Below are 25,515 nucleotides of genomic sequence, written 5' to 3' on the forward strand. Positions count from 1 at the left end.
GGACTTTGGGTTTAAATATCTTGTGTTTCCTGTAAATTTTTAAGTGTTTCTTTTTTATGGACTTGTATTGGGTAAATTACGTAGTAAAAAATGATAATCGCTAATGAACTAACAATTATAAATATGGCTAACCAATCTGGCATTTCTGTGTGTCGTGTTACGAAACCCTCTAAAAATCCTGCGATAATAAAAAAGGGAATGGTACTCATTAAAATTTTGAGTCCGTTTTTTACACTTCGTGTAAACGATTCTAATCGCGTATAAGTTCCTGGGAACAGAATACCGTTTCCTAAAACCAAACCAGCACAACCAGCAATAATGATAACAGAAATCTCTATTGTACCATGAATCCAGATAGTTCTGGCAGATTCCCACAACAACCCTTGTTCATAAAAGAAATATTGAAAACTCCCAAGCATAATGCCGTTTTGCATCATTATAAATAGAGAGCCAATACCAAGCATAATGCCATATCCAAAGGCCATAAGGGCTACTTTTATATTATTAAGTGTTATGCCCAAAAACATATTAAATTCGCCTTGCTTTTTATAAACACCCATTGGGTCACCTTTTTCTATATTTTCCAAGGTCATATTTACATAACCATCGCCAAGAAAACCACGTACAAAATCACCTTCGTTAGCTGCTGAAAAAGCACCAATAATTACAAATAATGAAAAGACCAAAAATGAGACTAACAGTTCGCGGTGATGTTGTTTAAATAATAGTGGAAACTCGTGAGAAAAGAAGGTAATGAGTCTGTTTTTAGACTCTTTTTTTGTTTTGTATATTTTTTGATGCGCTGCAGAAGCCAATCCGTTTAAATACATTTGGGTATTACTATTAGGATAAAAGGTTTTCGCATAACTAAGATGATCTGTAATTTCAACATAAAGACTTGAAAGTTCATCTGGAGCAATTACTGTTTTATTTGACAGAACACTTTCAAATGTTAACCATTTATCTTTATTTTGCTTTACGAAAGCAGCTTCGCGCATGTTATATATTATTAGGCTTTCAAAGAAAAGAAAATATGAAAGAATTTCAAATAGAAACCGCTCAAAATGTTGGGATCGTTCAAAATGTTGCTGGCATAATGGATAGAATGTGGGCATATATAATAGATACTCTAATAATTTACTCTTATCTCTTTTCGGCAATTATGCTTTTGGTGCTTTTGGACTTAGATATGGGAGATGCCTGGGCTATTTATTTGTTAGTGTCTTTACCAGCTTTTTTATATTATGTTTTACTGGAAACATTTAGAAACGGACAAACCATTGGAAAAAGCGCTATGAAAACCCGTGTTGTGCGTTTAGATGGTTCTAAACCAAGTTTCGCCAACTATTTCGTACGCTGGATTTTACGTATAGTTGATGTGGTTTTAACTTCCGGAGGATTAGCAGCCTTTTTAATACTAATGAAAGGGAATGGGCAACGCTTAGGTGATATAGCTGCAAAAACCACAGTCATTTCCGAAAAACGAAAAGTTACCATTAACGACACCATTATTAGAGATATTGAGCCCAACTACGTACCTAAATACAGTCAGGTCACCTTATTTAAAGATGCCGAAATGCGAACCATTAAAAATTTGTATGATGATGCCAGGCGCAAAGGCAACCACAATGTTGTTATTTCATTAAGCAATAAAGTAAAAGAAGTAATGGCAATAGAACCCACTGAAACACCCATTGTATTTTTAGACACAGTAATTAAAGATTATAATTACTATACTCAAAACATGTAAGCAGAGAACCACGTTTTGCATAGCAAAACGTGTGTGAATCGCTTATCCCAAATTTATTTTGGGATCTAATTAAGTAAAGAAAGAGAACCAATGTTTTGCCATAGCAAATACTAATAAAATATCAATTAAGTGTAGTTGCAGAACGTAAAAAGCGTTTAAAGCTCAAATAAAAAAAGTATGTTCTACATCATCGACATCTTAGGAACCATTGCCTTCTCCATTTCTGGAGTATTAGTCGCTCTTAATAAAAAAATGGATGCCTTTGGTATTTTAATTATTGCCTTTGTAACAGCAGTCGGTGGAGGTACCTTGAGGGATGTGCTTATTGGAGAAACACCAGTAAGCTGGATGAAAGACATGACTTTTGTTTACGTAATACTGGCTTCTACCATTTTAGCAATTCTATTTAAAAGTCGTATAGACTATTTACGCAAGTCGTTATTTTTGTTCGATACTATTGGTATTGGCTTATATACAGTAGTAGGTGTCGAAAAAGGAATTTCGGCTGGCTTGCACCCAATAATTTGCATCGCATTAGGCACCATGTCTGCCTGTTTTGGAGGTGTAATTCGAGATATTTTGTGTAACGAAATACCTGTAATTTTTAGAAAAGAAATTTATGCTACTGCGTGTATTTTAGGTGGTATTGCTTATTTTATAATAAAACGTCTACCAATAGAAGGTAATTTTGTATTTATTATCGCAGGCTTGGTGGTTATCATTACACGTATTCTGGCCGTAAAATTTAAACTACGATTACCAAGTTTATATAAAAATTAATGAATTTATTAAAATGAAATAATCTAACGATTAATTCATAGTTAAATACTTTCCACAAAATCTAAAAACACTTGTTTATGACGGTCTAAATCTATGTTGGGAGACAATGAAGCACGCACAATATAATCTTTGTCACCTTCTTTAGTTGTGCCTTGCGTTGAGGTTGCAGGTATTGTCCAGTAACACCCTTTTAACTGTCCGTAGCTTACGCAGTACTTACTTTCATTAGGGATTTCGGTAATCATTAAATTAATTAATTTAAGATTTAAAGCTCTTTTATAGGCTTCTTTTTCTTGCGCAGTTTTCCCTTTGGTGGGAAGATCTAACGAAAAAACAGAAGGTGTAAAACCTTGCTTAGCAAGTTCTTCTGAAACAAAATTTATTTTCGCCTCTGGTAAGGTTTTCTGTATAAAAGTTACAAACTCTCGCGTATTTATATAAGCATCCTTAATTCTTTGAGTCATGGATGGTAATTGCTTCGCTAATATTTTATATTGAAGGCTTGTTGCCTCATTATCGCAGAGTAGAAGATGTTGCTCTATTTTTTGCATCAACCCTTCAGTTTTACTGTTGCCTACACAATAGCCAGCAGTACATTGTCCTCCACTTGGAAATTTCGAACCACTTGCATAGGAAATGGTTCTAACGGTTGATAGTATTTCGCCTGCTCCTAAAAACTGTATATTAGGGCAAAACGTTTGGTCCAGAATAAATATAGGATCGATGGCAATTGTGCCAGCTTCTGTTTTGCGCGATTGGCTTAATACCTCTTTCAATTTTTGAAGATTTGGTACTTCAACTCTTGGGTTAGTAGGTATTTCGGCAATGATGTAAGGAATCGCATCTTGTTTTGCGATGGTGGTTAAAACACTATCGATGCTTTTTACCATATCATTATCACCATCTACTGGTAAGTCCACTATTTCAACATTATCTATGCAGGCAGCAACACGTCTTGCCTGATCATTAGTTCCGCCATAACAATTAGGTGGTACAATAAACTTGATGTCTTTTCCTTTATAATTTTCTAATGCGTCATGAATTAATCCCATCATAATCGCATATTGCACAGATAACCCACTCGAACCTACTATAGGTTTGGTTGGTGTTCCGGTGATTTTCTTTATAGACTCCAAAACCGAAGCCTTGCTGATTTTTACATCATCCTCTTTAGCATTGAAAGCAGTATTATTAACCAATTTGTTTAAAACTAACAGACAGTTAAAGGGTGTCATTGCAATGGTTTCTCGTCGTCTTACATGTTGAATTTCTGAAACATAATATTCGTTTTCCTCACCATTTACAACTAAAACGCTTCCGAATTTAGAATTAATATTGATGAAAAAATCGATGTTATTAGCAAGATCGACTAAGGTTATATTATCTTGCTGATTAATATAAATAGTGCTTCCGTCAAATTCCGGAATAGCATCTGTATTTTCAATAGGCTTTAAAGTAAAATTGTAACCATAGATTTGTTTTAGTGTTTCAGCATCAAAAAAGTGAGGTAATTGTCCTGTAAAACAAATTTGAGTTTTTTTATTTTCTATTAAATTGTTTCTAAGAATGGCTAAAACAGGAATGGTTTGGGAAGAAAAACTAATAACGTTTTCAGCTTTTATTTGGTTTAATTTTCCAATGGTCCATTCTAATACACAAGATAGCGGGTGACCCAATCTAATATAGTCGTAAGCCGTTGGTAAAATATTTAGTGCAGATGCATGCGCATTATTGTTATTATATAAGGCTGTAAACGCATCTAAAAACTGAGTTTTAGCCAGGTTTTCGTTGTAAATGTCTAACCTGTGGGTTGTTAGATTTAGCCAACCATCTGGCATGTTTTCTAATACGTCTTTTATATATTTTAGCATGGAATTGTTTTGCATTCTTTTACCTTTAAATAGGTTTGCAATTTACATTAATTAAGGCGATTGAACTTAGCTTCTATTCAGATTAACACGATTTTAATACTCATCTTTTCTGCAAATTTTATTTTATTGTTGGGCGTAAAATGGCACACCTAATTCTTCGACACATTGTTAGTCTAATGGTGTTTTTTTTAATGCTACTAATAAATATAATTATTCCTCGGTAGTTACAGGAAATCCACGGTCACGCATTAAGGCTTCAATTTTTGCGTCACGACCTCTAAATTTTCTGTAGGCTTCTGCAGGATCCATAGCGTTTCGTGGTGCAAATAAATATTTCACTAATTTGTTGGCAACCGCTTTATCGTAAAAACCACCAGGAGCCTCTTTAAAAGCCTCAGAGGCATCACTTGTAAGTACATCTGCCCACATATAACCATAGTAAGCTGTGGCATAACCTTCGCCAGAAAACACGTGTCCAAAATGTGGTGTCCTGTGCCGCATTGGTAATTGGCTTGGCATATTTAAGGCGTCTAAAGTTTCACGCTCAAAAGCATCAACATCTATATTTTTAGGGTCTGCCAAGTGTAATTTCATATCCATTAAAGCAGAAGCTAAGTACTCTGTTGTGGCAAAGCCCTGATTAAAAGTAGATGCTTTTTTAATTTTCTCTACTAATGCTTTTGGAATGGGCTCACCTGTTTTATGGTGTACTAAAAACTGATTAATAACTTTATCTGTAGATAACCAGCGTTCTAATAATTGCGATTGAAACTCTGTATAATCACGAACGCCACCATTAAGAGTAGGATATTTTACGTTAGACGAAAAGAAATGCAACGCATGGCCAAACTCGTGAAAGAAGGTTTCGGCATCATCCCAAGACACTAAAACCGCTTCTCCAGGTGCAGGCTTTACAAAGTTAGAATTGTTAGACGCTAATACGGTTTTAGGACCATCAAAAGTAGTGTGGCTTCTGTATGTAGTAGCCCAAGCTCCAGAGCGTTTTCCTTGTCGCGCAAATGGATCTAAGTACCACAAGCCTATTAACTTATTGGCTGCTTTATCTGTTACCTCCCAAACTTTTACATCTTCATGAAAAACGGGTACACTACCTTCTTCAACGGGTTTAAATTCGTAGTTAAATAACTGTTCAGCCGTGTAAAATAAGGCTTGAGTTAATTTATCTAACTGCAAATATTGTTTTACTTCGTCACTGTCTAAATCATATTTTTCCTGTCTTACCTTTTCGGCATAGTACCTGTAATCCCATGGTTCTATTTTAATATCGTCACCATTTTTATCTGCAATGGCTTGCATATCTGCAACTTCTTCAACCACACGACCAATAGCTGCAGGCCAGACTTTCATCATTAAATTCATAGCATTTTCAGGTGTTTTTGCCATACGATCCTGCAGACGCCACTCTGCATAATTACTGTAACCTAACAGCTCCACACGCTCACGACGCAATTTTAAAATTTGTGCAATTAGCTGATTGTTATCGAACTCGTCTCCATTATCGCCACGCGAATAATAATTATCCCAGACTTTTTCACGTAAATCTCTTTCTGTAGAATAGGTTAAAAATGGATCCATTGAAGAACGCGTATTGGTAATGGCATATTTGCCATCTTCGCCATTATCGGTTGCTATTTTTGCAGCCGATTTAATAAAACCATCAGACAAGCCTCCTAATTCATCTTCAGTTAAATATGTGATATAATTTTCTTCATCGTGCAACACGTTATTAGCAAAATCGCTGTAAAGTGATGCTAATTCCTTGTTTATTTCGGCGTAGCGTTTCTTTTTTTCTTCGTCTAATTCTGCACCATTCATTTCAAAACGCTTGTAAATTAAATCTACAACACGCTGTTGGTCTGCTGCTAATGGCTTTTGTTTTGAAGCATCGTAAACCGCTTTTATACGAGCAAATAATTTTTCGTTCTGACTGATTTTAGAATTGTATTCTGAAATTTCCGGAGCTAAAGCTTTAGAAATATCTCTAAACTCAGGAGAACTCATATTACTACTAAAAATACCATAATAAGTAAATGCACGATCTAAATTTTCTCCTGCACGTTCCATAGCTTCAATAGTATTTTCAAAAGTTGGCGGCTCTGGATTGTTTGCTATTGCCTCTATATCTTTTAGACCATTTGCCATACCAATTTCTATGGCACTTTTAACATCCTCAACTTTCATTGTATCGAAAGCTGGTACACCTTCGTAAGGGCCTGTCCATTCTTTTAATAAGGGATTATCGCTCATAGCTTTTGTATCTGTTTCAATATCTTGATTTTTGTCTTGCTTACAAGCAAATGTTGTAATTAGCAGGCTTAATAAAATAAGTTTTTTAAGCGGTATGTTTTTCATTTTTTAATGTGTTTAAAAGAGTGGAATAAGATATCGTTTTTTAGTGGCAATTAAAACGGTTTAGCTTTGAATTTTTTTTAGAATTTGCAGAGTAGATCTAAGGCTATGGAAAAAACAATGTGGATTGCGTGCTTTAAAAATTACTTGCACTATTTTTAGTTAATAGCTACTAAACACCGCCAACTACTATTAAATATTATATATTAATCTAAAACCTCTACTTTATTAATATAAATGTTATGTGTAGGCCAATCTCCAGTATCGACTTCCTGTTCTGCAATTTTATCTACTACGTCCATACCTTTAATTACGCGGCCAAAAGCGGTGTATTCGCCATCGAGATGAAACTGATTGGTTTGTGTGATAAAAAACTCGAAAGGCGAGGCTAATTTGTAGGCATCTTCTATTTCACCGCTTGGTATAGAAATTATGCCACGTCTATGTTTGTAGCCATGTCTTACATCTGGTGGTAATAAATATCTGCCAATGCGTCTGCGTTTTTTAACAACCTCGCGCTCATCGCTGTTGCCACCTTGAATGACAAAGTTTTTTACCACACGATGAAACTGGGTACCATCAAAAATTTTGTTTTTAGTAAGAAAAATAAAATTAGCTCTGTGGTATTGTGTGTTGTCGAAAAGTTGTAAATCTATGTTTCCAAATCTGGTATAAATTCGCACTTTATTTTCTGGATTCTCTTTGCCGTATTCGGCAAAGAAGTCCATAGCATTATCATCGTTTAAAGGAAGGTAACGTTCTTCTAATGTCAGTTTAGAACTGTCTATTTCTACTACTTTATCTTCAGGTTTGGGTTTTAAAGTATCTGTTTTAGTTATTTTTTTGTCGGTAGTTTTTACTTTTGTTTGTTTATCTTCACAATTAAATAAAAGTAATATACCAAGTATTAGAAGTATTCTCATAAATGAAATTTGAATCGTTTTTAAAATCTATTGTAAAAATAGAAAATTTACCGCTGCCAGCCGAAACCTCACAATTTAAAATGTCGCCTCCTTACAGAGAACATTTAGTTACTTTACAAGCCGAACGTATAAAAAGAGCCAAAAAGAGTGCAGTCTTAGCCTTGTTTTATCCTAATATTAATAACGAAGCACACTTAATTCTTATTCTTAGAAAAACCTATAAAGGTGTCCATTCTGCTCAAGTAGGCTTTCCTGGCGGAAAATTAGAAACAAAAGAAACAGAACAACAAGCTGCTTTGCGAGAAACAGAGGAAGAAATAGGCGTGGACCAGAATAAGATTACCGTTTTAAAGGAACTCACCCAAATGTATATTCCGCCAAGTAATTTTTATGTAAAACCATTTATTGGTTATGTAGATAAAACGCCACATTTGGTAAAAGAAGACAAAGAGGTGGAAGCTATCCTTGAAATAAATCTTGAAGATTTTTTAAACGAAAAAAATGTAACGACGAAATTGGTTACCACTTCTAACGGATTAAAAGTGAACGTTCCAGCATATAATTTAAACAATCATTTGGTTTGGGGAGCAACAGCAATGATGCTAAGTGAAGTGAAAGACTTGTTAAACTCTGCCCTAAAATAGTTGTATTTGCCTACATTTGTATATACTAAGCAGACTTAAATTTATGGGATTATTTAAACGAAATCCTTTCGGACATATATTATTTGTAAAAAAATGGCTCATCAGAATTCTTGGTGTGTTGTCGCACAGACGCTTTCGGGGTTTTAACGAATTGCAAATTGAAGGTTCCGAAATTATTAAGGATTTACCAGATACTAATGTTTTATTTATTTCCAATCACCAAACTTATTTTGCAGACGTTGTAGCCATGTTTCATGTGTTTAATGCGAGTTTAAGTGGTCGGGACGATTCTATTAAAAATGTTGGCTACCTGTGGAATCCCAAATTAAATATGTATTACGTCGCCGCAAAAGAAACCATGCGCTCTGGAATATTACCTAAAATTTTAGCCTATGTTGGCTCTATTAGTATTGAGCGTACCTGGAGAAGTAAAGGGCAAGATGTAAACAGGCAGGTAAAAATGAGTGATATTTCTATGATTAGTACAGCCTTGGACGATGGTTGGGTTATTACCTTTCCGCAAGGTACCACAACACCTTTTAAGCCTATTAGAAAAGGAACTGCGCACATAATTAAACATTATAGACCTATTGTTGTGCCGATAGTAATTGATGGATTTAGACGCTCTTTCGATAAAAAAGGATTGCGTGTAAAAAAGAAAAACGTTTATCAGTCTTTCGAAATTAAAAAGCCTTTAGAAATTGATTACGAAAACGAATCTATTGCAAGTATTGTTGAGAAAATTGAATATGCTATCGAGCAACATCCATCATTTTTAAAGGTTATTCCGCAGGAAGAATTAGAAGCACAAGAAGCGTTAAACAAGCAACGTGAGTGGTTGGATAGTTAGTGTTTTCGTTGAGCAATTATCATTGAGCAATTATCATTGAACAATTTTCATTAAACAATCAACCTGTGATTAAAGCTACATTACCAACTATTTATAACCGATAACCGATAACTGCCAACTGCCAACTGCCAACTGCTAATAATTAAACCTCTAATTTCTTTAACTCATTATAATTTCGGTTAAGGCGTTTTAATAAAATACCGTAAATTAATTTATAAAATAGCCAGATAATAACCACGAATACAACAGTAACAAGTAACATGCCTATGGCAAGCCCAATTTTACCATTGGTACTTAATTTAGTAATAACCTCACCTAATTTGGGGTCGGTTTTGGTGGCATAATAAGAGCCTAAAATCATCGAAGCAAATGCCATAATAAGGTTATAACCAACGTAGTATTTAATTACTTTTCGGGTGCTTATTATGCTCTCCATTAGCTTTTTAGCATTATCTGTAACCGATATGCTTTTGTAAGCCTTATACAGTAAATAAATGAACACAATAATAACAGCAAAGCTTAATACGGTTAAGCTGGTTAACAAGGTTTCATTCATTTGTGTAGCCTCTACTTGCGCTCTGTAAGAAGCAGATAGCTTTGGTAAAAAAGTAATTGCAACCCAAAAAATGAGTTCTGCAATACTTATATAAAATAACGTCTTAACAATCGAAGACGATTTTTTCCATAACATTGGGTAGATATCTTTAGAGGATATTTGTTTTTCCGCTATAGCATCTTTTTGCCAGTGTTTCTTTAATAGTTCTAATTCATCCATACGCTTACGGATTTAAAATGGTTCTTAATTTAGTTTTCACTCTATTCATTTTCACTCTAGCATTAACCTCTGTAATACCCATTGTTTCGCTAATTTCTCTATAGTTTTTGTCTTCTAAATACAAAAAGACAAGTGCTTTTTCAATATCATTAAGTTGGTGTACAGCACTGTACAACAACTTTAATTGTTGTTCTTCGGTATCATCATAATCTACTGCGCTAATTTTAAATTGTACCGCATCAAATTCTGATGTTTTAATAGTGCGTTTCGACTTTCTATATAATGTAATCGCAGTATTTAAGCCCACCCTGTACATCCAGGTACTAAACTTCGAGTCGCCACGAAATTTTGGGTACGCACGCCATAACTGTATGGTTATCTCCTGGAACAAATCGTTGTGCGCGTCGTAATTATTCGTGTACAAACGGCATACCTTGTGCACAATGTTCTGGTGTTTCTCCAGCAATTCTACAAAGCTATGTTCTAATTCTTTATTCAATGTTTTTGGTTAGGTTACTATGTAAGTAGTGTAAATGTAAGATATGTTACATAGAATAAACAATAAATTTTTGGGCGTTACTTTTTTCTCATAACAGCAAGGTTTTTAAAACCTTGCAGCATCGCAAAAAGTCGGGCTCTCAAGGCTCGCTTTTTTAAGAAAAATAAAAAAGAGCTCAAACAAACCTTTCCATCCCTAACGCAAATTAAGGTTCCATTTGTGGTAATTTATAGAAGTAAAACTGTAGCTTTTAGTGGCAATATAGCGTATCTTTGTATAACATATTTCAATCTTATTTTTTATGAATATCCCTAAAAGTAACCACCCAAGAATTGTTATTGTTGGTGGTGGTTTTGCTGGTGTAAACCTTGCGAAATCACTGGCAAATAAAAAGGTACAAGTCGTGTTGTTAGACAGAAATAACTACCATACTTTTCAGCCATTATTGTATCAGGTTTCTTCATCTGGATTAGAGCCAGACTCTATTGCTTATCCACTACGTAAAATTCTTAAAAAACATAAAAATTCCTTTTTTCGTTTAGCCACAGTAGAACACATAGACGCAACGCAAAAAACCATAAAAACAAGTATTGGCAATCTTACTTACGATTATCTTGTACTGGCAACAGGAACCAAAACCAATTATTTTGGAAATGAAAAAATAGAGCATTACAGCATGCCAATGAAAGAGGTGGCACAAGCTTTAAATATTAGAAGTTTAATTCTTCAAAATTTTGAAAAAGCAGCCATTGCCACAAGTAAAGAAGAACGCGAAGCCTTACTAAATTTTGTTATTGTTGGCGCAGGACCAACAGGTGTGGAATTGGCAGGAGCTATTGCAGAACTTAAAAATAATGTATTGCCAAAAGATTACAGAGATTTAGATTCCAACATGATGCAAATTTATCTTTTAGAAGGTAGTGATCGTGTGTTGCCACCTATGAGCACACATTCATCAGAAAAAGCAACTGCGTTTTTAAAAGATCTTGGTGTTAAAGTGCATTGTAATACCATAGTTAACGATTACGATGGTAATACGGTAACCACAAATACTAAACTCACTTTGGCTACAGAAACCCTTATTTGGGCAGCAGGTGTTACTGGAGATCCTGTACATGGCTTAAATGCTTCGGTTTTACAAGAACGTTCCAACCGTTACAAAGTAAACCAATTCAACCAAGTAGAAGGCTTTGATAATGTTTTCGCTTTAGGAGACATTGCCCTTATGGAAACAGAAGCGTTCCCAAAAGGGCATCCACAAGTTGCACAGCCTGCCATACAACAAGGCAAATTATTGGGTAAAAATCTTTTAAAATTAATTGCAGGGAAACCTATGGAACCTTTTGTTTATAAAGACAAAGGTTCGATGGCAACCATAGGAAGAAATAAAGCCGTTGTCGATTTAAAGTACTATAAGTTTTCAGGCTTTTTTGCGTGGTTTATCTGGATGTTTGTTCACTTAATGTCGCTTGTTGGTTTTCGCAACCGTGTTATTATCTTCTTTAACTGGACGTATAACTATATTAATTTCGATAAAGCTGCACGACTTATTATCAGACCATACAATAAACCCGATTAGCTATCGGCATTACCAACCTGCCTGTTGGTAGACCAAGACTAAGTCAAGTAACAATTCGTCATAAGAAAACCACACTTCGGTAATAACAAATTTTAAAACAGAAGCTTCCGTTGCATCTTTGAACCAGCAATTACAAAGAACCAACAATTATGAAGTTTTTTACCGCAATATTAATCACATTACTAAGTTTTCAACTTACTGCACAAACCATTAGCGGTACAGTTACCGATGCCAAAAACAATCCCATAGAAGGTGCCAATGTGTATTTGGAAGGTACTTACGATGGTGCGACTACAAACACCCAAGGCGTGTTTCAATTTAAAACCGACGAAACTGGCACACAAACCTTAATCGTTTCCTTTATTTCATTTGAAACTTACCAGATAACAAGTGATAGTTCTACATTAAACAACTTAAACATTGTTTTACGTGAAGATGTTAGCGCTTTAGATGCTGTGGTGCTTTCGGCAGGCACGTTTTCAGCAGGCGATAATAGTAAAGTCTCTGCGCTAACGTCTATGGATGTGGTAACCACAGCCAGTGCATTGGGCGATTTTGTTGGTGCATTACAAACCTTGCCAGGCACGACAACGGTTGCCGAAGATGGCAGACTGTTTGTACGTGGAGGCGAAGCCGAAGAAACCCAAATCTTTATCGATGGTATTCGTGTGTTTACACCTTACACACCTTCTGCAAATAACACACCAACACGCGGACGCTATTCGCCATTTTTATTCGATGGTATTACCTTTTCTACAGGTGGTTACAGTGCCGAATTTGGGCAAGCCTTATCCAGCGTATTACTATTAAATACCATAGACGAGCCCGACCAAAATAAAACCGATATTGGCATCATGTCGCTTGGCGCAACACTTGGTAACACCCAAAAGTGGGAGCGAAGCTCGTTTAGTGTAAATGCCTCGTATATAAATTTGGCACCTTATTTAGCCGTTTTTAAAGATAGAAACGATTGGAAAAAACCCTTCGAAACTATTTCTGGTGAAGCGGTTTACAGATACAAAACCAACAACGGATTGCTTAAGTTATACTCTGCATTCGATGCTACAAATTTTGAACTCGTACAAGAAGATATAAATCTACCAGAAGGATTACGTTTTAAACTAAAAAATGCTAACCTGTATCTAAACGGTTCATATAGTGCCAATTTAGAGAAAAAGTGGAAATTACATACTGGTTTAAGCTTTACACATGCTAAGAACAACATGGCTATTGATGCCAATGCCATAGACGATACCGAAAATTCGTTACACGCCAAACTGAAACTGCGTAAAAGCTTTAATAACCGTTTTAAACTTCATTTTGGTGCCGAATATTTTGCCACCCATTTTAATGAAGCATTCCAAAACGAACTTGTACCATCTGTAGACTACGGTTTTAATAATAATATTACTGCTGCGTTTACCGAAGCCGATATTATTTTCTCAACCAAATTAGCGCTAAAAGCAGGTTTGCGTGCCGAATACAGCGAACTGTTTAACCAGGCAACCGTATCGCCAAGACTCTCTCTGGCATATAAAACAGGCGCAAAAAGCCAGGTGTCTTTAGCGTATGGCGATTTTTACCAAAACCCAAACAGTAGTATTTTAAAGTTTGAGCAGGATTTAAAAGCACAACAAACACAGCATTACATTTTAAACTACCAGTATAATAACGACGGCAGACTTTTTAGAGCCGAAACCTATTACAAAAACTACAATAATTTAGTAAAGTACGATACCCAGTTTACGGGTTTTGATAGTAATTATAACAACTTAGGAAGCGGTTTTGCTAAAGGTTTAGACCTTTTTTATCGCGATAATAAAAGCATAAAAAATATAGACTATTGGGTAAGTTACAGCTATTTAGATACTGAGCGCGATTATAAAAACTACCCAACAGCAGCGCAGCCTAATTTTGCGAACACGCACAATTTAAGTGTAGTTGGTAAATACTGGATTAGCGATTGGAAAAGCCAGGTAGGTTTAAGCTATGCCTTTGCTTCTGGAAGAACCTACACCAACCCAAACGAAGCCGGTTTTTTAAATGCAAAAACCAAAAGTTATAACAGTTTAAGTCTTAATTGGGCTTATTTATTAAGCCCACAAAAAATTCTCTATTGCTCTGTAAATAATGTCTTGGGCTTAAAAAATATAAACGGTTACCAATATGCCAATACGCCAGATGTAAATAATAATTTTGCCAGACGCGCTTTACAACCAGCTGCAGACCAGTTCTTTTTTGTAGGCTTCTTTTGGACGATTAGTGAAAAAGGAACGGATAATCAGTTGGATAATTTGTAGGGAAATACACCTTTATTCAAGTCTTTTAAAACTTGTAAGCTCTCTGTTTGACTCATCTTTGCAAAGTCTATTTTGCTTTTTTTATTAGAAGTATTATTCTTTATAACGTTATTAAAATAATGAGTTAAAGCATTTTGAAGCGAAGATAAAACAGTCATAAAACTTTGCGCCATTTCAAGACTTTTATCAATACACATGTCATCAATTAATTTATGGTAATACCGTATGTCAGGTTTAAAATGTGCTACAGCATTGTTTCTAAATTTTGGTAACTCATTCTGATAAGAATATTCTTTTTTAAAGGCTTTAAATTCTTTATTAAATTTTTTGTGTAATACTATAAAATTGTCATTATTACGTAAGTTATTTATCGATTTAGAATTTTTATCTAAAGTTGTAGATAATTCGTAAACAATTAAATATAGTTGTTTTATAAGATAGCGTTCTTCGTATTCGCTTTCAGCTTTAGTAGCGTTTTTAAGATTAATAGCTAATTCTAAATTACCTGTGCAACATAACATACATAAGTTAACAATATCATCAAAGTGATTTGGTAACAAGTGGAGTTTGTCTTCCGAAAAAATAGAAATCTCTTTACTTACTTCTAAAAAGTCCTCGGAATTTTTTATAATTATTTTTGCATATTGTTCTAGTGTTGACATAAGCTTAATACTGTCTTGTTTCTTTTGACAAATTATTTTAAAGATTAAAGTTACCAGTTGAATGATTTTAAGTTGAATTATCATAATATTAAAGTGCGTAATATTAGCACTATACGTCTTCTAACTTATTTTTTTCATACTTTATAAATCTTTCTGAATCATATATTTTATTATTTCTAATTAATTTTATTACATCATCTTGTTTTATATTAGAAGGAATTAGCTTTTCTAATTTACGGATTGCAGAACTTGGAATTCCAAATTCCGATAAAATTGTAAGGTTTTCTCTCAGAAATTCATTTTCAATTAAATTAGTGTAGTAACTATAATTACCAGCTCTAATACCTTTTTCGTTACATACAAATTCTTGAATTGAATTGATTACTGATAACCATTTAGGAATTTTATATTGAAACCAGTGTTTTTGAATTTGAAAGTTATTCATAATAACTTCCTCCATAATTTCTAATTCGGTTTTATCATTATATCGTTTGCCAAAAGAAAATTTATTCTTAATTATTTCATCAGTAATATTTTCTTTGTGTTGATTATAATATTCTACACACTCAACTATGTATTCAATATCTGAACTTATTAAGCGACCAAGTCTTTGATGAAGGCCATAATTAAATGTTTTATTAACTAATCTTCCAATGCCAAGAGATTTTGATTCTCCTTTTTTCATTAAGAATTTCCATCCAAGGTTCAGACAATAATTGAGTTGTGCATAATTTGGGTTTCTCGTCCAAGTTATTAGGTCATATTTAGTTTTTATATCTTCTCTAATGGTTTCTATTATATTTCTTTGGCCGTTAACTTGAACGCCATTTCTTTTAATGATTTCTTTTTCATCAGTTGGAATTTGTTTGATTCTTTCATATTGTTCCGAATCAAGGTTTTTAACTTCATCCTCTTCCAAGTTAATTAACACTTCATCAGAGTTTGGATTTTGTTCAAAAAATGGGATGTCAATAATTACTTGTTCATTGGGTGGAACAGGATTGAAATTGAATATTGTTCCAGTATAATGTATCATTAATCTACCTGCTCGACCTTTAATATTAGAATAGTCAAAATAATCTATAAGTGTATTTAGTCCTTTCGTTTTATCGAAAAATACTATGTTTTTAGCACTTGTGTTAACGCCTTCAATAATTGTTGTGGTGCAAAAGAGATAGTTTAATTCTCCTTTATTAAAATAATCTATAACCGTAGATGTTATATGTTTTTGCAATGCACCATCGTGAATTCCAATTTTATTTTGAAGCAATTTAATCAAACTCCAATCTTTTGAAATATTTTCATTTATCCATTGTATAATGTCGAAATCATTATTCTGATTATCTTCAAGTTTACCGATTAAATATGAACAGAATTCATTAGATAAATATCTTACTCTATTTGGCGATGAACAATAAATAATGGATTGATTGTTTTTATGCTCTAAAAGCAAATCAAAAAGAACTTTCTCTTTATATTCTTTAAATTTTCGAGGTTTGTCGAATTTTTCTTTGTGATTTGAGTAAATGTCGATTGTCTTGACATCAACAAGCGAAGATTTAGTTTTGTAAAAAACAGCATTATATTTTTCAACAAATCCATCTGAAATATTATCAATATTTGGACCTAATAAATAAAATTTACTATTGAAAGTTTTTAAAATATAATGAAGAGCATTGTTTAATGAATCGGCTCTTTCATCATCTCTTTGCGAACTCAATTTGTAGAACTCATCAATAATAATAAAATCAATGTGAGGAAATTCCTTGTATTCGTTAACTCTTTCGGCTGTAAATAAATAGATATTTCCTTTTTCCGTTGATGGTTCTTGCGAGGTTCGAACTATTATCTTGTATTTCTCATCATATTTCTTCAACTTACGTCTTGTCTCATCAAGCAAGGCCAGAGTAGGTTGAATAATAATTATATTTTTGAATTTATCTGATGCAACAAATTCTTCGATTAAAAGGCTTTTGCCAAAACTTGTAGGCGCACTAACTACAACATTTTTTTCTGAGTTTAAAAGTGATAAAAGATGCTTTTGGTCTTCGTGTAGAAATTTATCCAAGTTGTCGGAATGGTGATAAACCTGACGTATAAGCGAATCTGTAGAATCTAATTCTAAATTTTCTTTAGCTAAATATGGGTAAAAGCCGACCGCTTCTATTAAGTCGGTAAGCACATTGTTTAATGCAGGTTCAAATTTTTCTTTTTCTTCAAGAATATTCACAATAATTTTTTGAGCAGAAGTTTCGTCGTCGATAATTAGTCGAGAACATTTTTTGTAAACCTCAAAAGTTTCCTCAAAATCAAATTTTTCTTTGCTCTGAATTGCTAAAAGTAGTTCGTCAATCATTCTCCTAATTTTTGAAGTAGAGACAACTTATTGTGCAGTCCTTTTACTAATTCCACTTTATTTTGAACAGGGAACAGAATTAAAATAATATTTAATTTTGTTTTTAGAGGATGCTTGTTATTATCATCAAAATATTGTTTTAATTCATTCATTTCTGCTAAATATTCTTTTTTGAAATCCTCACAATTTTCATCAGAATATTTATTAAACAGTTCACAATCATAAGTGCATAATAATGGAATGTTTATAGAGTCAAGTTGGTCAATTAATTTGGATGATTTGCTCATTAAGTCCAACCAATAATCCTTTTCTGGAATATTGTCGAAATGTTTTAATTTTTTAGAAACTATTAGAAACTCAGAATTCAGGTAATCACTCTTAAAGTGTTCATCAATATCTTGTATAAGCGCTTTTATACCAGCTTTCCCGTTTTTATATAATTTTGACTCTCCTAACCACAATGTTTTTGAATTTTTCTCAATATGGATTGCATCGAAACCGTGAACCGTAGCCCCAAAAGAATCTTTGAAATAAATTTTAGATAATAACGGAATGGAATTATGAAAATCTCTTAAAAGTAGGTGTAATATTAATTCGCCAAATTCTCCTCTTCTTAAGTATTTATCTTCTACATCATCATCTATTGAACCATCATTATCATATATGTCTTTAACTTTTTGGAAAGCATCAATTTTATATATTGATTTAGCTGCTTCAGTCAGTTTGCTTAATATTTCGTTATTAGCAGTTTCTTCTCCATCGTGAAAGCCGAAAGCAAATTCATAAATTACGTCAGATAGTTTTTTAATTAATGGTTTCGAACGATACTCTATTTCTCCGTCATCATTAATATCAAAACCCACTAAAAAAGTACTCAATTCAGCGTCATTTACTTTATGCGTGATTATTTTTTCCGAGCCGAAAGGTGTACTCATAGTTTTTTAAAAAAATTTGCTGTAATGTAATTTTATCAGTTAAAACATTATTGTTGTTTTGAACTTAACTAACTTTACAATTAAAATGGATTTCGCAATCTAATTCAAAATTGTAAGAAAACAAATACGTAAAATTACGTATTTTTCAAACAGAGAAAATGGTTGTTTTTTAAACTGGAAATAATCCAATAGCTTCGTAAAGTATAGCTACAATACCATGCTGCAGTTTTCTATAATGCTTTGTAATACGCTTTTAAAAATAGTTATTTAATGCAGTATTTGTCCGCCAGCAATAACATTTCTATTTTCTAAACTGGCTTCAGAACTTAAGGTTGTAATTATAAAGGAAAGTTTAATGTTACCATTAAATACTAAGCCTAATGTTAATTGCCCAAAAGAAAAGTCTGAACTTTCAATGCCAAGATTATTATTAAATTCATTGGTGCCATATATTTGGCTATAATTAAATGTCCCAAAAAATCTTAATTTATTGTTTGTTAAGGCGGCATCTCCATAAAAATTAATGCCTATTGCTGCGCTTCCGGCAAAATCTTCTGTGGTTGTACCAAATTCTGGAAAATCGGCTGTGCCTCTGGCTGTAATTCTGGAAACAAAATTAAATTGGTTATTTCTGGAATGAATATATGCCAGTGGATATTCGAAACTTAAAACGGTATTACCTCCATTGGTAACAAGTCTCTGGTAGGCTTCTTCTTCTTTAGCTACTGCCAGGCTATCTGTAGAGCTGCTTGAAATCATTGTACCCAAACTAACTCTTAAAACGGAGAGGTTACCACTTACTAACTCTGAGTAAATAGAACCAGTATTATTGCCAATATTAAATCCTGTATTATTTAGAATTTTAAATCTTTTTCCGCCATTATCATAAAGAATATCGAAAACGGCTCTCGCTCTTTTAGGACCAAAAGTGAGATAAGTAGAGGGAGTATATTGTAAATATTCTTTTACATACTCGTTAGATAACGAATCGATTTTTGGTGTTAATTTTGAAATTGAATCTTTTGTCTTTTTTAAAGTTTTTTCTAATGCTTTCATTTCAGAATCTGTTAAGTCTAATTGGTTGCTAGCGTTTTGACTTAATTTAGATAGTGCCTCTTTATAAGAATCTTGTTGCTCTGTTTTAGCGGTCACTAATCTTTTCATCCTAATATTGCTTAATGTTTCGTAATGATCAAGCACAGTTCTGCCGTTTTCTTTAGTTATTGAATCTGCAATAAAAATTTTACCTTCTGTTGGGTTATCTGTTATTTTAAAAGACGGCACATTTTGAGCTGAGATAGAATATGTAACTGAAATAAAAATAGTAAATAGTAGTTTTAGTTTCATGATGGATGGTTTAGGTTAATTTAATACTAATATCTATTTAAAATAATATTTAATTATATAAGATAACATAAACAGGAGCTTTAAGTAATAACGTTAATCTTATATAGATGCAATCTAAACCAAAAACGTAAGAAAACAAATACGTAAAATTACGTATTTTTAAAACAGAGAAAAATCCTGTTTTTTTAAACAGGAAACAAGCCAATAGCCTCGTAAAGTACAGCTACAATGCCATTCCACATTTTTTCTAAAATTACTTTTAAAATGCCTTTTAGGGTGTTTGCAAAATTGGTTACCATGGCCTTTAGCCCGTCGAGGAAGAAAGCGATGAGGTCGTCTTCAATTTCGCCAGTGGCAATACCTCCTTTTATAAGCAGGGTTTGCTTGGCAATGGCTTCTACCTGGCGCTCGCTAAAGCCTTTTACTAAAGCGACGTCTTTTTCTAATATAGTGGAGGCGACGTTTTTAATATCGTCTAACAGGTTGGCGGTTGTTGCATTCATAAAAAATTATCGTTTTAAAAAGCTTTCGTAGGTTATGGCTTGGTCGAGAAATATTGTTATTTCACCTTTAAAGGCTTGTATTACAAATGGTTTTAATCCAGATTTCTGGTCGGTTTCTTTCATTTTTACCAGATTTTCTACAATACGGTTAAAAGCAAATGCACTTGGGTAATCGTCTGTGCTGGTGGGTTTGTTTTTCTCTATTAAGAGTTTGTTTATGTTTTGGGTGGTTTTATTGCTTGGTACTGGTCGTGCTTTGGCGAGGAGTTTTAAGGTTTCAAACTGCCCAATAAGTGCGTTGTAGGTATCTTCACGATTAAAAAAATTGGTTTTGTCGGTTCCGCCAGCAATTGAAGCAAAAAACTGAAAGGTTTTGGTGGTGGCTTCGGTAGATTTATCTACAATAGTCTGGTCGTAACTTGGTGCTAAATAGGTTTTGCAATTGGCTAACAAGAGGAAGCTTATTGCGAGTATAAGCTGTTTTATAATATTGTATTTTTTTATTTTCATTTTTTGTTTTCTTTTTTTTAGCTAATGTTTAACTAAATATTCCGCTAAGCGTTACAAATACAAATAGTGCGTTATCTCTCACTGAGCTTGTGTAAGTGTTTTTACTTTAACTACTTATTTTAAAAGTCTTCGACAAGCTAAGACGGACAAATTGCTAACCACTATTCCACATGATCCTGGCGCCAAAATAAATAGCCAATAAGCATTCCAAATGCCATAGAAATGCCATGTGCTATACGTATTTCGTTTTGGGTTGGACGGCTTGGAATTTCGGCAACCCACTCAATTAATAATGGTCCTAATTTGGCGAAATAAATAATAGCAGCGATTACCAACATTATAATGGTGCCTGCGACTTCGTGAATGCGTTTTTTGCCTTTACGGGTTATAAATAAATTCATAGCAACCACGCCCCAAAAATAGGTGAGGACAAAAAAGGCTTTTTCGGTTTCACCTTTAATAACTTCGCTAATGGTAATATTATCTGTAGCTGCCAAAATAATATCGAAAACAATTAGCACCACAAACAAACCAATAAGGATGTATTGTACAATGCGTATAAGTTTAGGATGGGTTTCTAAATAGGTTTCCAGGTTTTGCATAGCCATTAATTAAAAAAATCTAAATAATCTAAATGACGTTGCGACCAGAAAAAATGACCGTAAACGGCTCCTAAAATAAGCAGGAGAAATTGTATGCGACGTTTCATTACAAAATCTTTGTCTTGCCTTAAACCAATAATAAGTAATGCTATTAATAACACCACAACTAAAATTACAGGAAGCCATGCGTTTGGTCCTAATAATGGTACTTGAGTGCCTAAAAAAAAGTGACCACCCAAAATACCCCAAGCAGTAGTAAGAAAAAAGTATTTATTATAAGCCCATTTTTTTATTAGAAAATTGACGGTGTCGTTTTCTATGTCGTTAAAGTATAAATACCCATTAAAAAGTATTAGAAATAGTATAGTTATGCCAATAACTGTTTGTACGATAAGCGTAAAATCCATTGTTGCGGGTTTTCGGGTTAAATTAATAGCAGCTTAAAGTTAAGTAAAATTATTTGCTTTTAATTTTTAATAAGCGGAATGTTTGGGATTTTTTTTCAGTTTTATGCAGCCGTATTTTAAACATTTACATTTCAGCATTAAAAATCGACAATTGGGTACATCGCTTTTTAAAAAGCTGTATTTGTAAAGGATATTTGTAGTAACATTAAAAACCACTTACTATGAAACGTACACTTTTGGTATTAGCACTTTTATTTTCATTTCAAAATATAATAGCTCAAACAGGGCAACACGACATTACAGTAAACATTTCTAATATAGACGTTATTGAAGGTTCCTTAATTATTGGTCTGTACGATAGCGAAGCTAAATTTTTAAAAAAACCTCTAACAGGAAAACTGCAAAAGGTAACTGGAAATAGCGCAAGTATTGTTTTTAAAAATGTTAAGGCTGGTGATTATGCTATTTCATTATTTCACGATGAAAACGATAACAAAAAATTCGACACCTATTTTTTAGGTATCCCAAAAGAAGATTACGGATGTTCTAACAACGCACGTGGTACCATGGGTCCACCAAGTTGGAATGACGCAGTTTTCACTATAAATACTAAAAATGTTACACAAAATATTAACCTTTAAAACAAACCATTATGTACAGATTAGCACTTTTTATTATTATGCTTTTAACCTCACAAGTTGAAGCGCAAACCGAAACCAAATATCAAACAGGCATGCAAAAAGCATTTGCGCTGTGGGAGGAAAACAAAACGGAAGAAGCCGTAAATCTTTTCGAGCGTATTGCCAGTGCAGAAACCGACAATTGGTTACCATCCTATTATGCGGCGCAGATTTTAATCCTGGATGGTTTTACAAAATTGCAGGACACTAAAACCTTAGATGCACAATTAAAACGCGCTCAGGATTTTATTAACGATGCTACCACAAATTCTAAAAACAATCCCGAAATTCTTGTTATGCAGGCGTTATTACATACGGTTTACGTAGCAAGCGATGGTGCGAAATATGGGATGACACTGGCGCCTAAAGTGGCACAGTTTTACGAGCAAGCGTATAAAATAGATCCTACAAATCCACGAGTGGTGTTAAATAAAGCCGAATGGAATATTGGAAGCGCCAGGTATTTTGGACAAGACACGAAACCATTTTGTAAGGAATTTAATAAAGCCTTAGAACTTTTTGCTAACTTTAAACCAAAATCTCAATTCTACCCTAATTGGGGAAAGGAGCGTGCAGAAGAGATGATAAAATCCTGTAACAAATAAATAGCTTTATTTAATATTATGAACAACACTGCAAAAAATGTAATAGTCTCCTTTATTATTGGAACATTGGTTTTTATAGTTGGTACCTTTTTTTTTGATGATTATAAAGATAAATCTACAGAAGCTTATTTAATTAACTTCGGGTTTTACCAGCTTTATGCCTTCGTTCTGGGATTTGGCAATATGTGGTACTTTGGGTTTCTTGAAAAGTTAAAATGGAAAGAAACCGATGGTTTAAAACGGATTGTTATTGGCATTGTCGGGTCTGTAGTTATTACACTTTCTGGATTGTTTTTGTTAAGAGCATTTACATCTGTTGTTTATAGCGGTAATACTTTTACTTATTTTATTGCAAACGAAAAACTATCGAACTACCAGTTTGGTCTGTGGATAACCATGACTATAGTTGTTATATTTCATGTTATTTATTTTTACAACAGGTATCAAAAAAGAAAAATAAAAGAGCAAAAAGTAATAGCAGGTACGGCAAGTGCGAAATTCGATGCATTAAAAAACCAGTTAGACCCTCATTTTTTATTTAATAGTTTAAATGTATTAACCAGTTTAATAGAAGAAAATCCCGATAGCGCACAGAAGTTTACCACGAGCTTATCTAAAGTCTATCGTTATGTATTGGAACAAAAAAACAAAGATTTAGTAACGGTTGACGAAGAACTGCAATTTGCAAAAACGTACATGTCTTTATTAAAAATGAGGTTCGAAGACAGTATTATTTTCGATATCCCAGAACAGGCAATTAATCCCGAAAGTAAGGTCGTGCCGTTATCGTTACAATTACTATTAGAAAATGCAGTAAAGCATAATATTGTAACAGCAAGCAAACCGTTGCATATTAAAATTTACGAAAAAGAGGGAAACCTAATAGTAGAAAACAATTTGCAAACCAAACAGGTTGTAAAAAAGAGTAGTGGAGTTGGCTTAAATAATATTACGCAACGCTACCAATTATTAACAAACAAAAAAGTAAGCATAACACAGGATAAAGCAAAGTTTAATGTTGCTATCCCAATGCTTACAAAACAAATAACAGTTATGAGACAATTACCAAAAAAACAATTTGACGACAGCTACGTAAGAGCAAGAAAGCATGTTGAAGAACTAAAAGGATTTTATTATAATGTAATATCCTATTGCTTAGTTATTCCTTTTTTAATATTTATTAATTACAGAACCTATTGGGAGTTTAAATGGTTTTGGTTCTCTGCCATTGGTTGGGGAATTGGTATCGCTTTCCATGCGTACAAGGTATTTGTAAATGATAGCGTTTTAGGTCGTGACTGGGAGCAACGTAAAATTGAAAAATTTATGGAAGAAGAACGCAATAAGCATAAATCGATTTAAATAGAACACACATGAAAAATTACGAAATAGAACCTTATCAGGATGAAGATAATTCGGTTGAACGATTTGAAAGAGAAGAAGCTTATTTACGCGCCAAAAAAAGAGTTGATAGTATTAAGGCTTTTTATGTGCATTTAATGGTTTACATAGGCGTAAATATCTTTATTATTGTTATGATAGTAAGCAAATCTAACGAGCCATTTTTTAGTTTTGGCACCTTTTCTACGGCTATTTTTTGGGGCATTGGTTTGTTTTTTCATTGGGTGGCAGTTTTTGGTTCGAATATGCTGTTTGGAAAAGATTGGGAAAAACGCCAAATGGAAAAGTATATGGACGATGATAAAAAACGATGGGAATAGTTTCTTTAGTGAATAGTGAAATGTAAACTGAGTTATTTGGACTGTAGTCAACAATAGATAAGTAAAAATATGAAAGTATTAATAATAGAAGACGAAAAACCATCTGCAAGGCGTTTACAGCGTATGCTAAAGGCGCTGGAAATTGAAGCCGAAACCATGTTACATTCGGTTGAAGAATCTATAGCATGGTTTCAAAATCATGAGCATCCAGATTTAATATTTTTAGACATACAATTAAGTGATGGATTGTCTTTCGAGATTTTTGATGCTATAGAAATTACTTCGGCTATAATATTTACTACCGCTTATGATGAGTATGCTTTACAGGCTTTTAAACTTAACAGTATCGATTATTTATTAAAACCAATAGATCATGAAGAGCTGGAAAAAGCAGTTTTAAAATTTAAAACCAGATTACCCGAAAAGCAAAGTGTAACTATTGACTTTAACGATATTAAAAAACTGCTGGTAAACCCAATAGAACGCGATTATAAAAAGCGGTTTTCTGTTAAGGTTGGTCAGCATTTAAAACTTATAAATATAGAAGATATTGAATGCTTTTACAGTGAAAATAAAGGCACATATTTATATACAAAAGAAGGAAGAAACTATTTGTTAGATACCACACTCGATAATCTTGAAAAAGAATTGGCACCAGATCAATTTTATAGAATAAACAGAAAGTTTTTTGTTAATATACAAGCCATTAAAGATATGGTAAGTTATACCAATTCCCGTTTACAAATAAAACTTAATACATATAACGAGCAAGAGGTTATTGTGGCAAGAGAACGCGTTAAGGACTTTAAAAATTGGTTAGAATAAGCTTAACATCGGATAGATATT

Annotated in this window: 25 protein-coding genes; 11 read left to right on the top strand and 14 right to left on the bottom strand. The window is 33.4% G+C overall.

The features are described 5' to 3' along the window. Positions 1 to 11: 11 nt before the first annotated feature. Positions 12 to 998, bottom strand: coding sequence for a stage II sporulation protein M (locus ACVC43_RS03670; protein WP_452223213.1), 987 nt, complete (start codon positions 996 to 998; stop codon positions 12 to 14). Between the two features lie 35 nt (positions 999 to 1,033). On the opposite strand from ACVC43_RS03670, the gene ACVC43_RS03675 reads away from it, so the two are divergent. Beyond that, complete coding sequence (locus ACVC43_RS03675) at positions 1,034 to 1,750, top strand: RDD family protein (protein ID WP_452223214.1); 717 nt, start codon at positions 1,034 to 1,036, stop codon at positions 1,748 to 1,750. A gap of 177 nt (positions 1,751 to 1,927) precedes the next feature. Further along, positions 1,928 to 2,530 carry a trimeric intracellular cation channel family protein gene (locus tag ACVC43_RS03680; RefSeq protein WP_452223215.1) on the top strand — a complete coding sequence of 201 codons (603 nt, stop codon included), beginning with the start codon at positions 1,928 to 1,930 and terminating at the stop codon, positions 2,528 to 2,530. Positions 2,531 to 2,571: 41 nt separating this feature from the next. Here ACVC43_RS03680 and ACVC43_RS03685 read toward each other — a convergent pair whose 3' ends face one another. The 3 genes from ACVC43_RS03685 to ACVC43_RS03695 form a co-directional block, all read right to left on the bottom strand. Beyond that, a complete protein-coding gene (locus tag ACVC43_RS03685; RefSeq protein WP_452223216.1) occupies positions 2,572 to 4,416 on the bottom strand; it encodes a cystathionine beta-synthase in 1,845 nt (614 codons plus the stop codon). A gap of 195 nt (positions 4,417 to 4,611) precedes the next feature. Then, the gene (locus ACVC43_RS03690; RefSeq protein WP_452223217.1) at positions 4,612 to 6,774 is read right to left on the bottom strand and encodes a M3 family metallopeptidase; all 2,163 of its coding nucleotides are present in this window, start codon (positions 6,772 to 6,774) and stop codon (positions 4,612 to 4,614) included. A gap of 203 nt (positions 6,775 to 6,977) precedes the next feature. Next, a complete protein-coding gene (locus tag ACVC43_RS03695) occupies positions 6,978 to 7,694 on the bottom strand; it encodes a peptidylprolyl isomerase (protein WP_452223218.1) in 717 nt (238 codons plus the stop codon). Positions 7,695 to 7,696: 2 nt separating this feature from the next. Here ACVC43_RS03695 and ACVC43_RS03700 point away from each other — a divergent pair, with 2 nt between their 5' ends. Further along, the gene (locus ACVC43_RS03700; RefSeq protein ID WP_452223219.1) at positions 7,697 to 8,338 is read left to right on the top strand and encodes an NUDIX hydrolase; all 642 of its coding nucleotides are present in this window, start codon (positions 7,697 to 7,699) and stop codon (positions 8,336 to 8,338) included. A 43-nt stretch (positions 8,339 to 8,381) separates the two neighbouring features. Continuing rightward, a complete protein-coding gene (locus ACVC43_RS03705) occupies positions 8,382 to 9,188 on the top strand; it encodes a lysophospholipid acyltransferase family protein (protein WP_452223220.1) in 807 nt (268 codons plus the stop codon). Positions 9,189 to 9,330: 142 nt separating this feature from the next. Here ACVC43_RS03705 and ACVC43_RS03710 read toward each other — a convergent pair whose 3' ends face one another. After that, a complete protein-coding gene (locus ACVC43_RS03710; protein WP_452223221.1) occupies positions 9,331 to 9,963 on the bottom strand; it encodes a hypothetical protein in 633 nt (210 codons plus the stop codon). A gap of 4 nt (positions 9,964 to 9,967) precedes the next feature. Then, the gene (locus ACVC43_RS03715) at positions 9,968 to 10,462 is read right to left on the bottom strand and encodes an RNA polymerase sigma factor (RefSeq protein WP_452223222.1); all 495 of its coding nucleotides are present in this window, start codon (positions 10,460 to 10,462) and stop codon (positions 9,968 to 9,970) included. 301 nt (positions 10,463 to 10,763) lie between these two features. Between ACVC43_RS03715 and ACVC43_RS03720 the strand changes: the two genes are divergently transcribed. Together ACVC43_RS03720 and ACVC43_RS03725 are read left to right on the top strand one after the other, a co-directional pair. Then, complete coding sequence (locus ACVC43_RS03720; protein ID WP_452223223.1) at positions 10,764 to 12,041, top strand: NAD(P)/FAD-dependent oxidoreductase; 1,278 nt, start codon at positions 10,764 to 10,766, stop codon at positions 12,039 to 12,041. Positions 12,042 to 12,190: 149 nt separating this feature from the next. Beyond that, positions 12,191 to 14,341 (top strand): TonB-dependent receptor, encoded by a 2,151-nt coding sequence (locus tag ACVC43_RS03725; protein ID WP_452223224.1) that lies wholly within the window; start codon positions 12,191 to 12,193, stop codon positions 14,339 to 14,341. Here the strand turns inward: ACVC43_RS03725 and ACVC43_RS03730 are convergent. The 8 genes from ACVC43_RS03730 to ACVC43_RS03765 all read right to left on the bottom strand — a co-directional run bounded on the left by ACVC43_RS03730 (position 14,323) and on the right by ACVC43_RS03765 (position 21,663). Then, entirely contained in the window at positions 14,323 to 15,003 is a 681-nt protein-coding gene (locus tag ACVC43_RS03730) for a hypothetical protein (protein ID WP_452223225.1), read from the bottom strand. The two genes, ACVC43_RS03725 and ACVC43_RS03730, sit on opposite strands and share 19 nt — an antisense overlap. Before the next feature lie 109 nt (positions 15,004 to 15,112). Beyond that, positions 15,113 to 17,359, bottom strand: a complete 2,247-nt coding sequence (locus ACVC43_RS03735; protein ID WP_452223226.1) for a DEAD/DEAH box helicase — start codon at positions 17,357 to 17,359, stop codon at positions 15,113 to 15,115. Then, a complete protein-coding gene (locus tag ACVC43_RS03740) occupies positions 17,356 to 18,294 on the bottom strand; it encodes a HamA C-terminal domain-containing protein (protein ID WP_452223227.1) in 939 nt (312 codons plus the stop codon). The genes ACVC43_RS03735 and ACVC43_RS03740 overlap by 4 nt, the downstream gene beginning before the upstream one ends. A 267-nt stretch (positions 18,295 to 18,561) precedes the next feature. Continuing rightward, entirely contained in the window at positions 18,562 to 19,641 is a 1,080-nt protein-coding gene (locus ACVC43_RS03745) for a hypothetical protein (RefSeq protein ID WP_452223228.1), read from the bottom strand. A gap of 185 nt (positions 19,642 to 19,826) precedes the next feature. Further along, entirely contained in the window at positions 19,827 to 20,144 is a 318-nt protein-coding gene (locus ACVC43_RS03750) for a hypothetical protein (protein ID WP_452223229.1), read from the bottom strand. A gap of 6 nt (positions 20,145 to 20,150) precedes the next feature. Further along, on the bottom strand, positions 20,151 to 20,654 hold the full coding sequence (locus tag ACVC43_RS03755) for a hypothetical protein (RefSeq protein WP_452223230.1): 504 nt from the start codon (positions 20,652 to 20,654) through the stop codon (positions 20,151 to 20,153). Positions 20,655 to 20,815: 161 nt separating this feature from the next. Further along, positions 20,816 to 21,256, bottom strand: a complete 441-nt coding sequence (locus ACVC43_RS03760) for a hypothetical protein (RefSeq protein WP_452223231.1) — start codon at positions 21,254 to 21,256, stop codon at positions 20,816 to 20,818. A 5-nt stretch (positions 21,257 to 21,261) separates the two neighbouring features. Next, a complete protein-coding gene (locus tag ACVC43_RS03765) occupies positions 21,262 to 21,663 on the bottom strand; it encodes a hypothetical protein (protein ID WP_452223232.1) in 402 nt (133 codons plus the stop codon). Between the two features lie 221 nt (positions 21,664 to 21,884). Between ACVC43_RS03765 and ACVC43_RS03770 the strand changes: the two genes are divergently transcribed. The 5 genes from ACVC43_RS03770 to ACVC43_RS03790 all read left to right on the top strand — a co-directional run bounded on the left by ACVC43_RS03770 (position 21,885) and on the right by ACVC43_RS03790 (position 25,494). Then, positions 21,885 to 22,304 carry a DUF2141 domain-containing protein gene (locus ACVC43_RS03770; protein ID WP_452223233.1) on the top strand — a complete coding sequence of 140 codons (420 nt, stop codon included), beginning with the start codon at positions 21,885 to 21,887 and terminating at the stop codon, positions 22,302 to 22,304. 11 nt (positions 22,305 to 22,315) lie between these two features. Continuing rightward, positions 22,316 to 22,948 carry a tetratricopeptide repeat protein gene (locus ACVC43_RS03775; protein ID WP_452223234.1) on the top strand — a complete coding sequence of 211 codons (633 nt, stop codon included), beginning with the start codon at positions 22,316 to 22,318 and terminating at the stop codon, positions 22,946 to 22,948. A gap of 18 nt (positions 22,949 to 22,966) precedes the next feature. After that, a complete protein-coding gene (locus ACVC43_RS03780) occupies positions 22,967 to 24,310 on the top strand; it encodes a 2TM domain-containing protein (protein WP_452223235.1) in 1,344 nt (447 codons plus the stop codon). An 11-nt stretch (positions 24,311 to 24,321) separates the two neighbouring features. After that, complete coding sequence (locus tag ACVC43_RS03785) at positions 24,322 to 24,669, top strand: 2TM domain-containing protein (protein WP_452223236.1); 348 nt, start codon at positions 24,322 to 24,324, stop codon at positions 24,667 to 24,669. 69 nt (positions 24,670 to 24,738) lie between these two features. Then, positions 24,739 to 25,494 (top strand): LytR/AlgR family response regulator transcription factor, encoded by a 756-nt coding sequence (locus ACVC43_RS03790; protein ID WP_452223237.1) that lies wholly within the window; start codon positions 24,739 to 24,741, stop codon positions 25,492 to 25,494. Positions 25,495 to 25,515: the final 21 nt, after the last annotated feature.

The sequence above is a fragment of the Lacinutrix chionoecetis genome (assembly GCF_053604665.1).

Bases quoted from the DNA above. Each gene is read 5' to 3' on its own strand.
- ACVC43_RS03690 (WP_452223217.1), bottom strand. From the start codon at position 6,774: ATGAAAAACATACCGCTTAAAAAACTTATTTTATTAAGCCTGCTAATT.
- ACVC43_RS03785 (WP_452223236.1), top strand. From the start codon at position 24,322: ATGAAAAATTACGAAATAGAACCTTATCAGGATGAAGATAATTCGGTT.
- ACVC43_RS03725 (WP_452223224.1), top strand. From the start codon at position 12,191: ATGAAGTTTTTTACCGCAATATTAATCACATTACTAAGTTTTCAACTT.
- ACVC43_RS03745 (WP_452223228.1), bottom strand. From the start codon at position 19,641: ATGAAACTAAAACTACTATTTACTATTTTTATTTCAGTTACATATTCT.
- ACVC43_RS03755 (WP_452223230.1), bottom strand. From the start codon at position 20,654: ATGAAAATAAAAAAATACAATATTATAAAACAGCTTATACTCGCAATA.
- ACVC43_RS03790 (WP_452223237.1), top strand. From the start codon at position 24,739: ATGAAAGTATTAATAATAGAAGACGAAAAACCATCTGCAAGGCGTTTA.
- ACVC43_RS03780 (WP_452223235.1), top strand. From the start codon at position 22,967: ATGAACAACACTGCAAAAAATGTAATAGTCTCCTTTATTATTGGAACA.
- ACVC43_RS03700 (WP_452223219.1), top strand. From the start codon at position 7,697: ATGAAATTTGAATCGTTTTTAAAATCTATTGTAAAAATAGAAAATTTA.
- ACVC43_RS03695 (WP_452223218.1), bottom strand. From the start codon at position 7,694: ATGAGAATACTTCTAATACTTGGTATATTACTTTTATTTAATTGTGAA.
- ACVC43_RS03720 (WP_452223223.1), top strand. From the start codon at position 10,764: ATGAATATCCCTAAAAGTAACCACCCAAGAATTGTTATTGTTGGTGGT.
- ACVC43_RS03770 (WP_452223233.1), top strand. From the start codon at position 21,885: ATGAAACGTACACTTTTGGTATTAGCACTTTTATTTTCATTTCAAAAT.
- ACVC43_RS03750 (WP_452223229.1), bottom strand. From the start codon at position 20,144: ATGAATGCAACAACCGCCAACCTGTTAGACGATATTAAAAACGTCGCC.
- ACVC43_RS03765 (WP_452223232.1), bottom strand. From the start codon at position 21,663: ATGGATTTTACGCTTATCGTACAAACAGTTATTGGCATAACTATACTA.
- ACVC43_RS03680 (WP_452223215.1), top strand. From the start codon at position 1,928: ATGTTCTACATCATCGACATCTTAGGAACCATTGCCTTCTCCATTTCT.
- ACVC43_RS03735 (WP_452223226.1), bottom strand. From the start codon at position 17,359: ATGATTGACGAACTACTTTTAGCAATTCAGAGCAAAGAAAAATTTGAT.
- ACVC43_RS03685 (WP_452223216.1), bottom strand. From the start codon at position 4,416: ATGCAAAACAATTCCATGCTAAAATATATAAAAGACGTATTAGAAAAC.
- ACVC43_RS03760 (WP_452223231.1), bottom strand. From the start codon at position 21,256: ATGCAAAACCTGGAAACCTATTTAGAAACCCATCCTAAACTTATACGC.
- ACVC43_RS03775 (WP_452223234.1), top strand. From the start codon at position 22,316: ATGTACAGATTAGCACTTTTTATTATTATGCTTTTAACCTCACAAGTT.
- ACVC43_RS03705 (WP_452223220.1), top strand. From the start codon at position 8,382: ATGGGATTATTTAAACGAAATCCTTTCGGACATATATTATTTGTAAAA.
- ACVC43_RS03675 (WP_452223214.1), top strand. From the start codon at position 1,034: ATGAAAGAATTTCAAATAGAAACCGCTCAAAATGTTGGGATCGTTCAA.
- ACVC43_RS03730 (WP_452223225.1), bottom strand. From the start codon at position 15,003: ATGTCAACACTAGAACAATATGCAAAAATAATTATAAAAAATTCCGAG.
- ACVC43_RS03670 (WP_452223213.1), bottom strand. From the start codon at position 998: ATGCGCGAAGCTGCTTTCGTAAAGCAAAATAAAGATAAATGGTTAACA.
- ACVC43_RS03740 (WP_452223227.1), bottom strand. From the start codon at position 18,294: ATGAGTACACCTTTCGGCTCGGAAAAAATAATCACGCATAAAGTAAAT.
- ACVC43_RS03710 (WP_452223221.1), bottom strand. From the start codon at position 9,963: ATGGATGAATTAGAACTATTAAAGAAACACTGGCAAAAAGATGCTATA.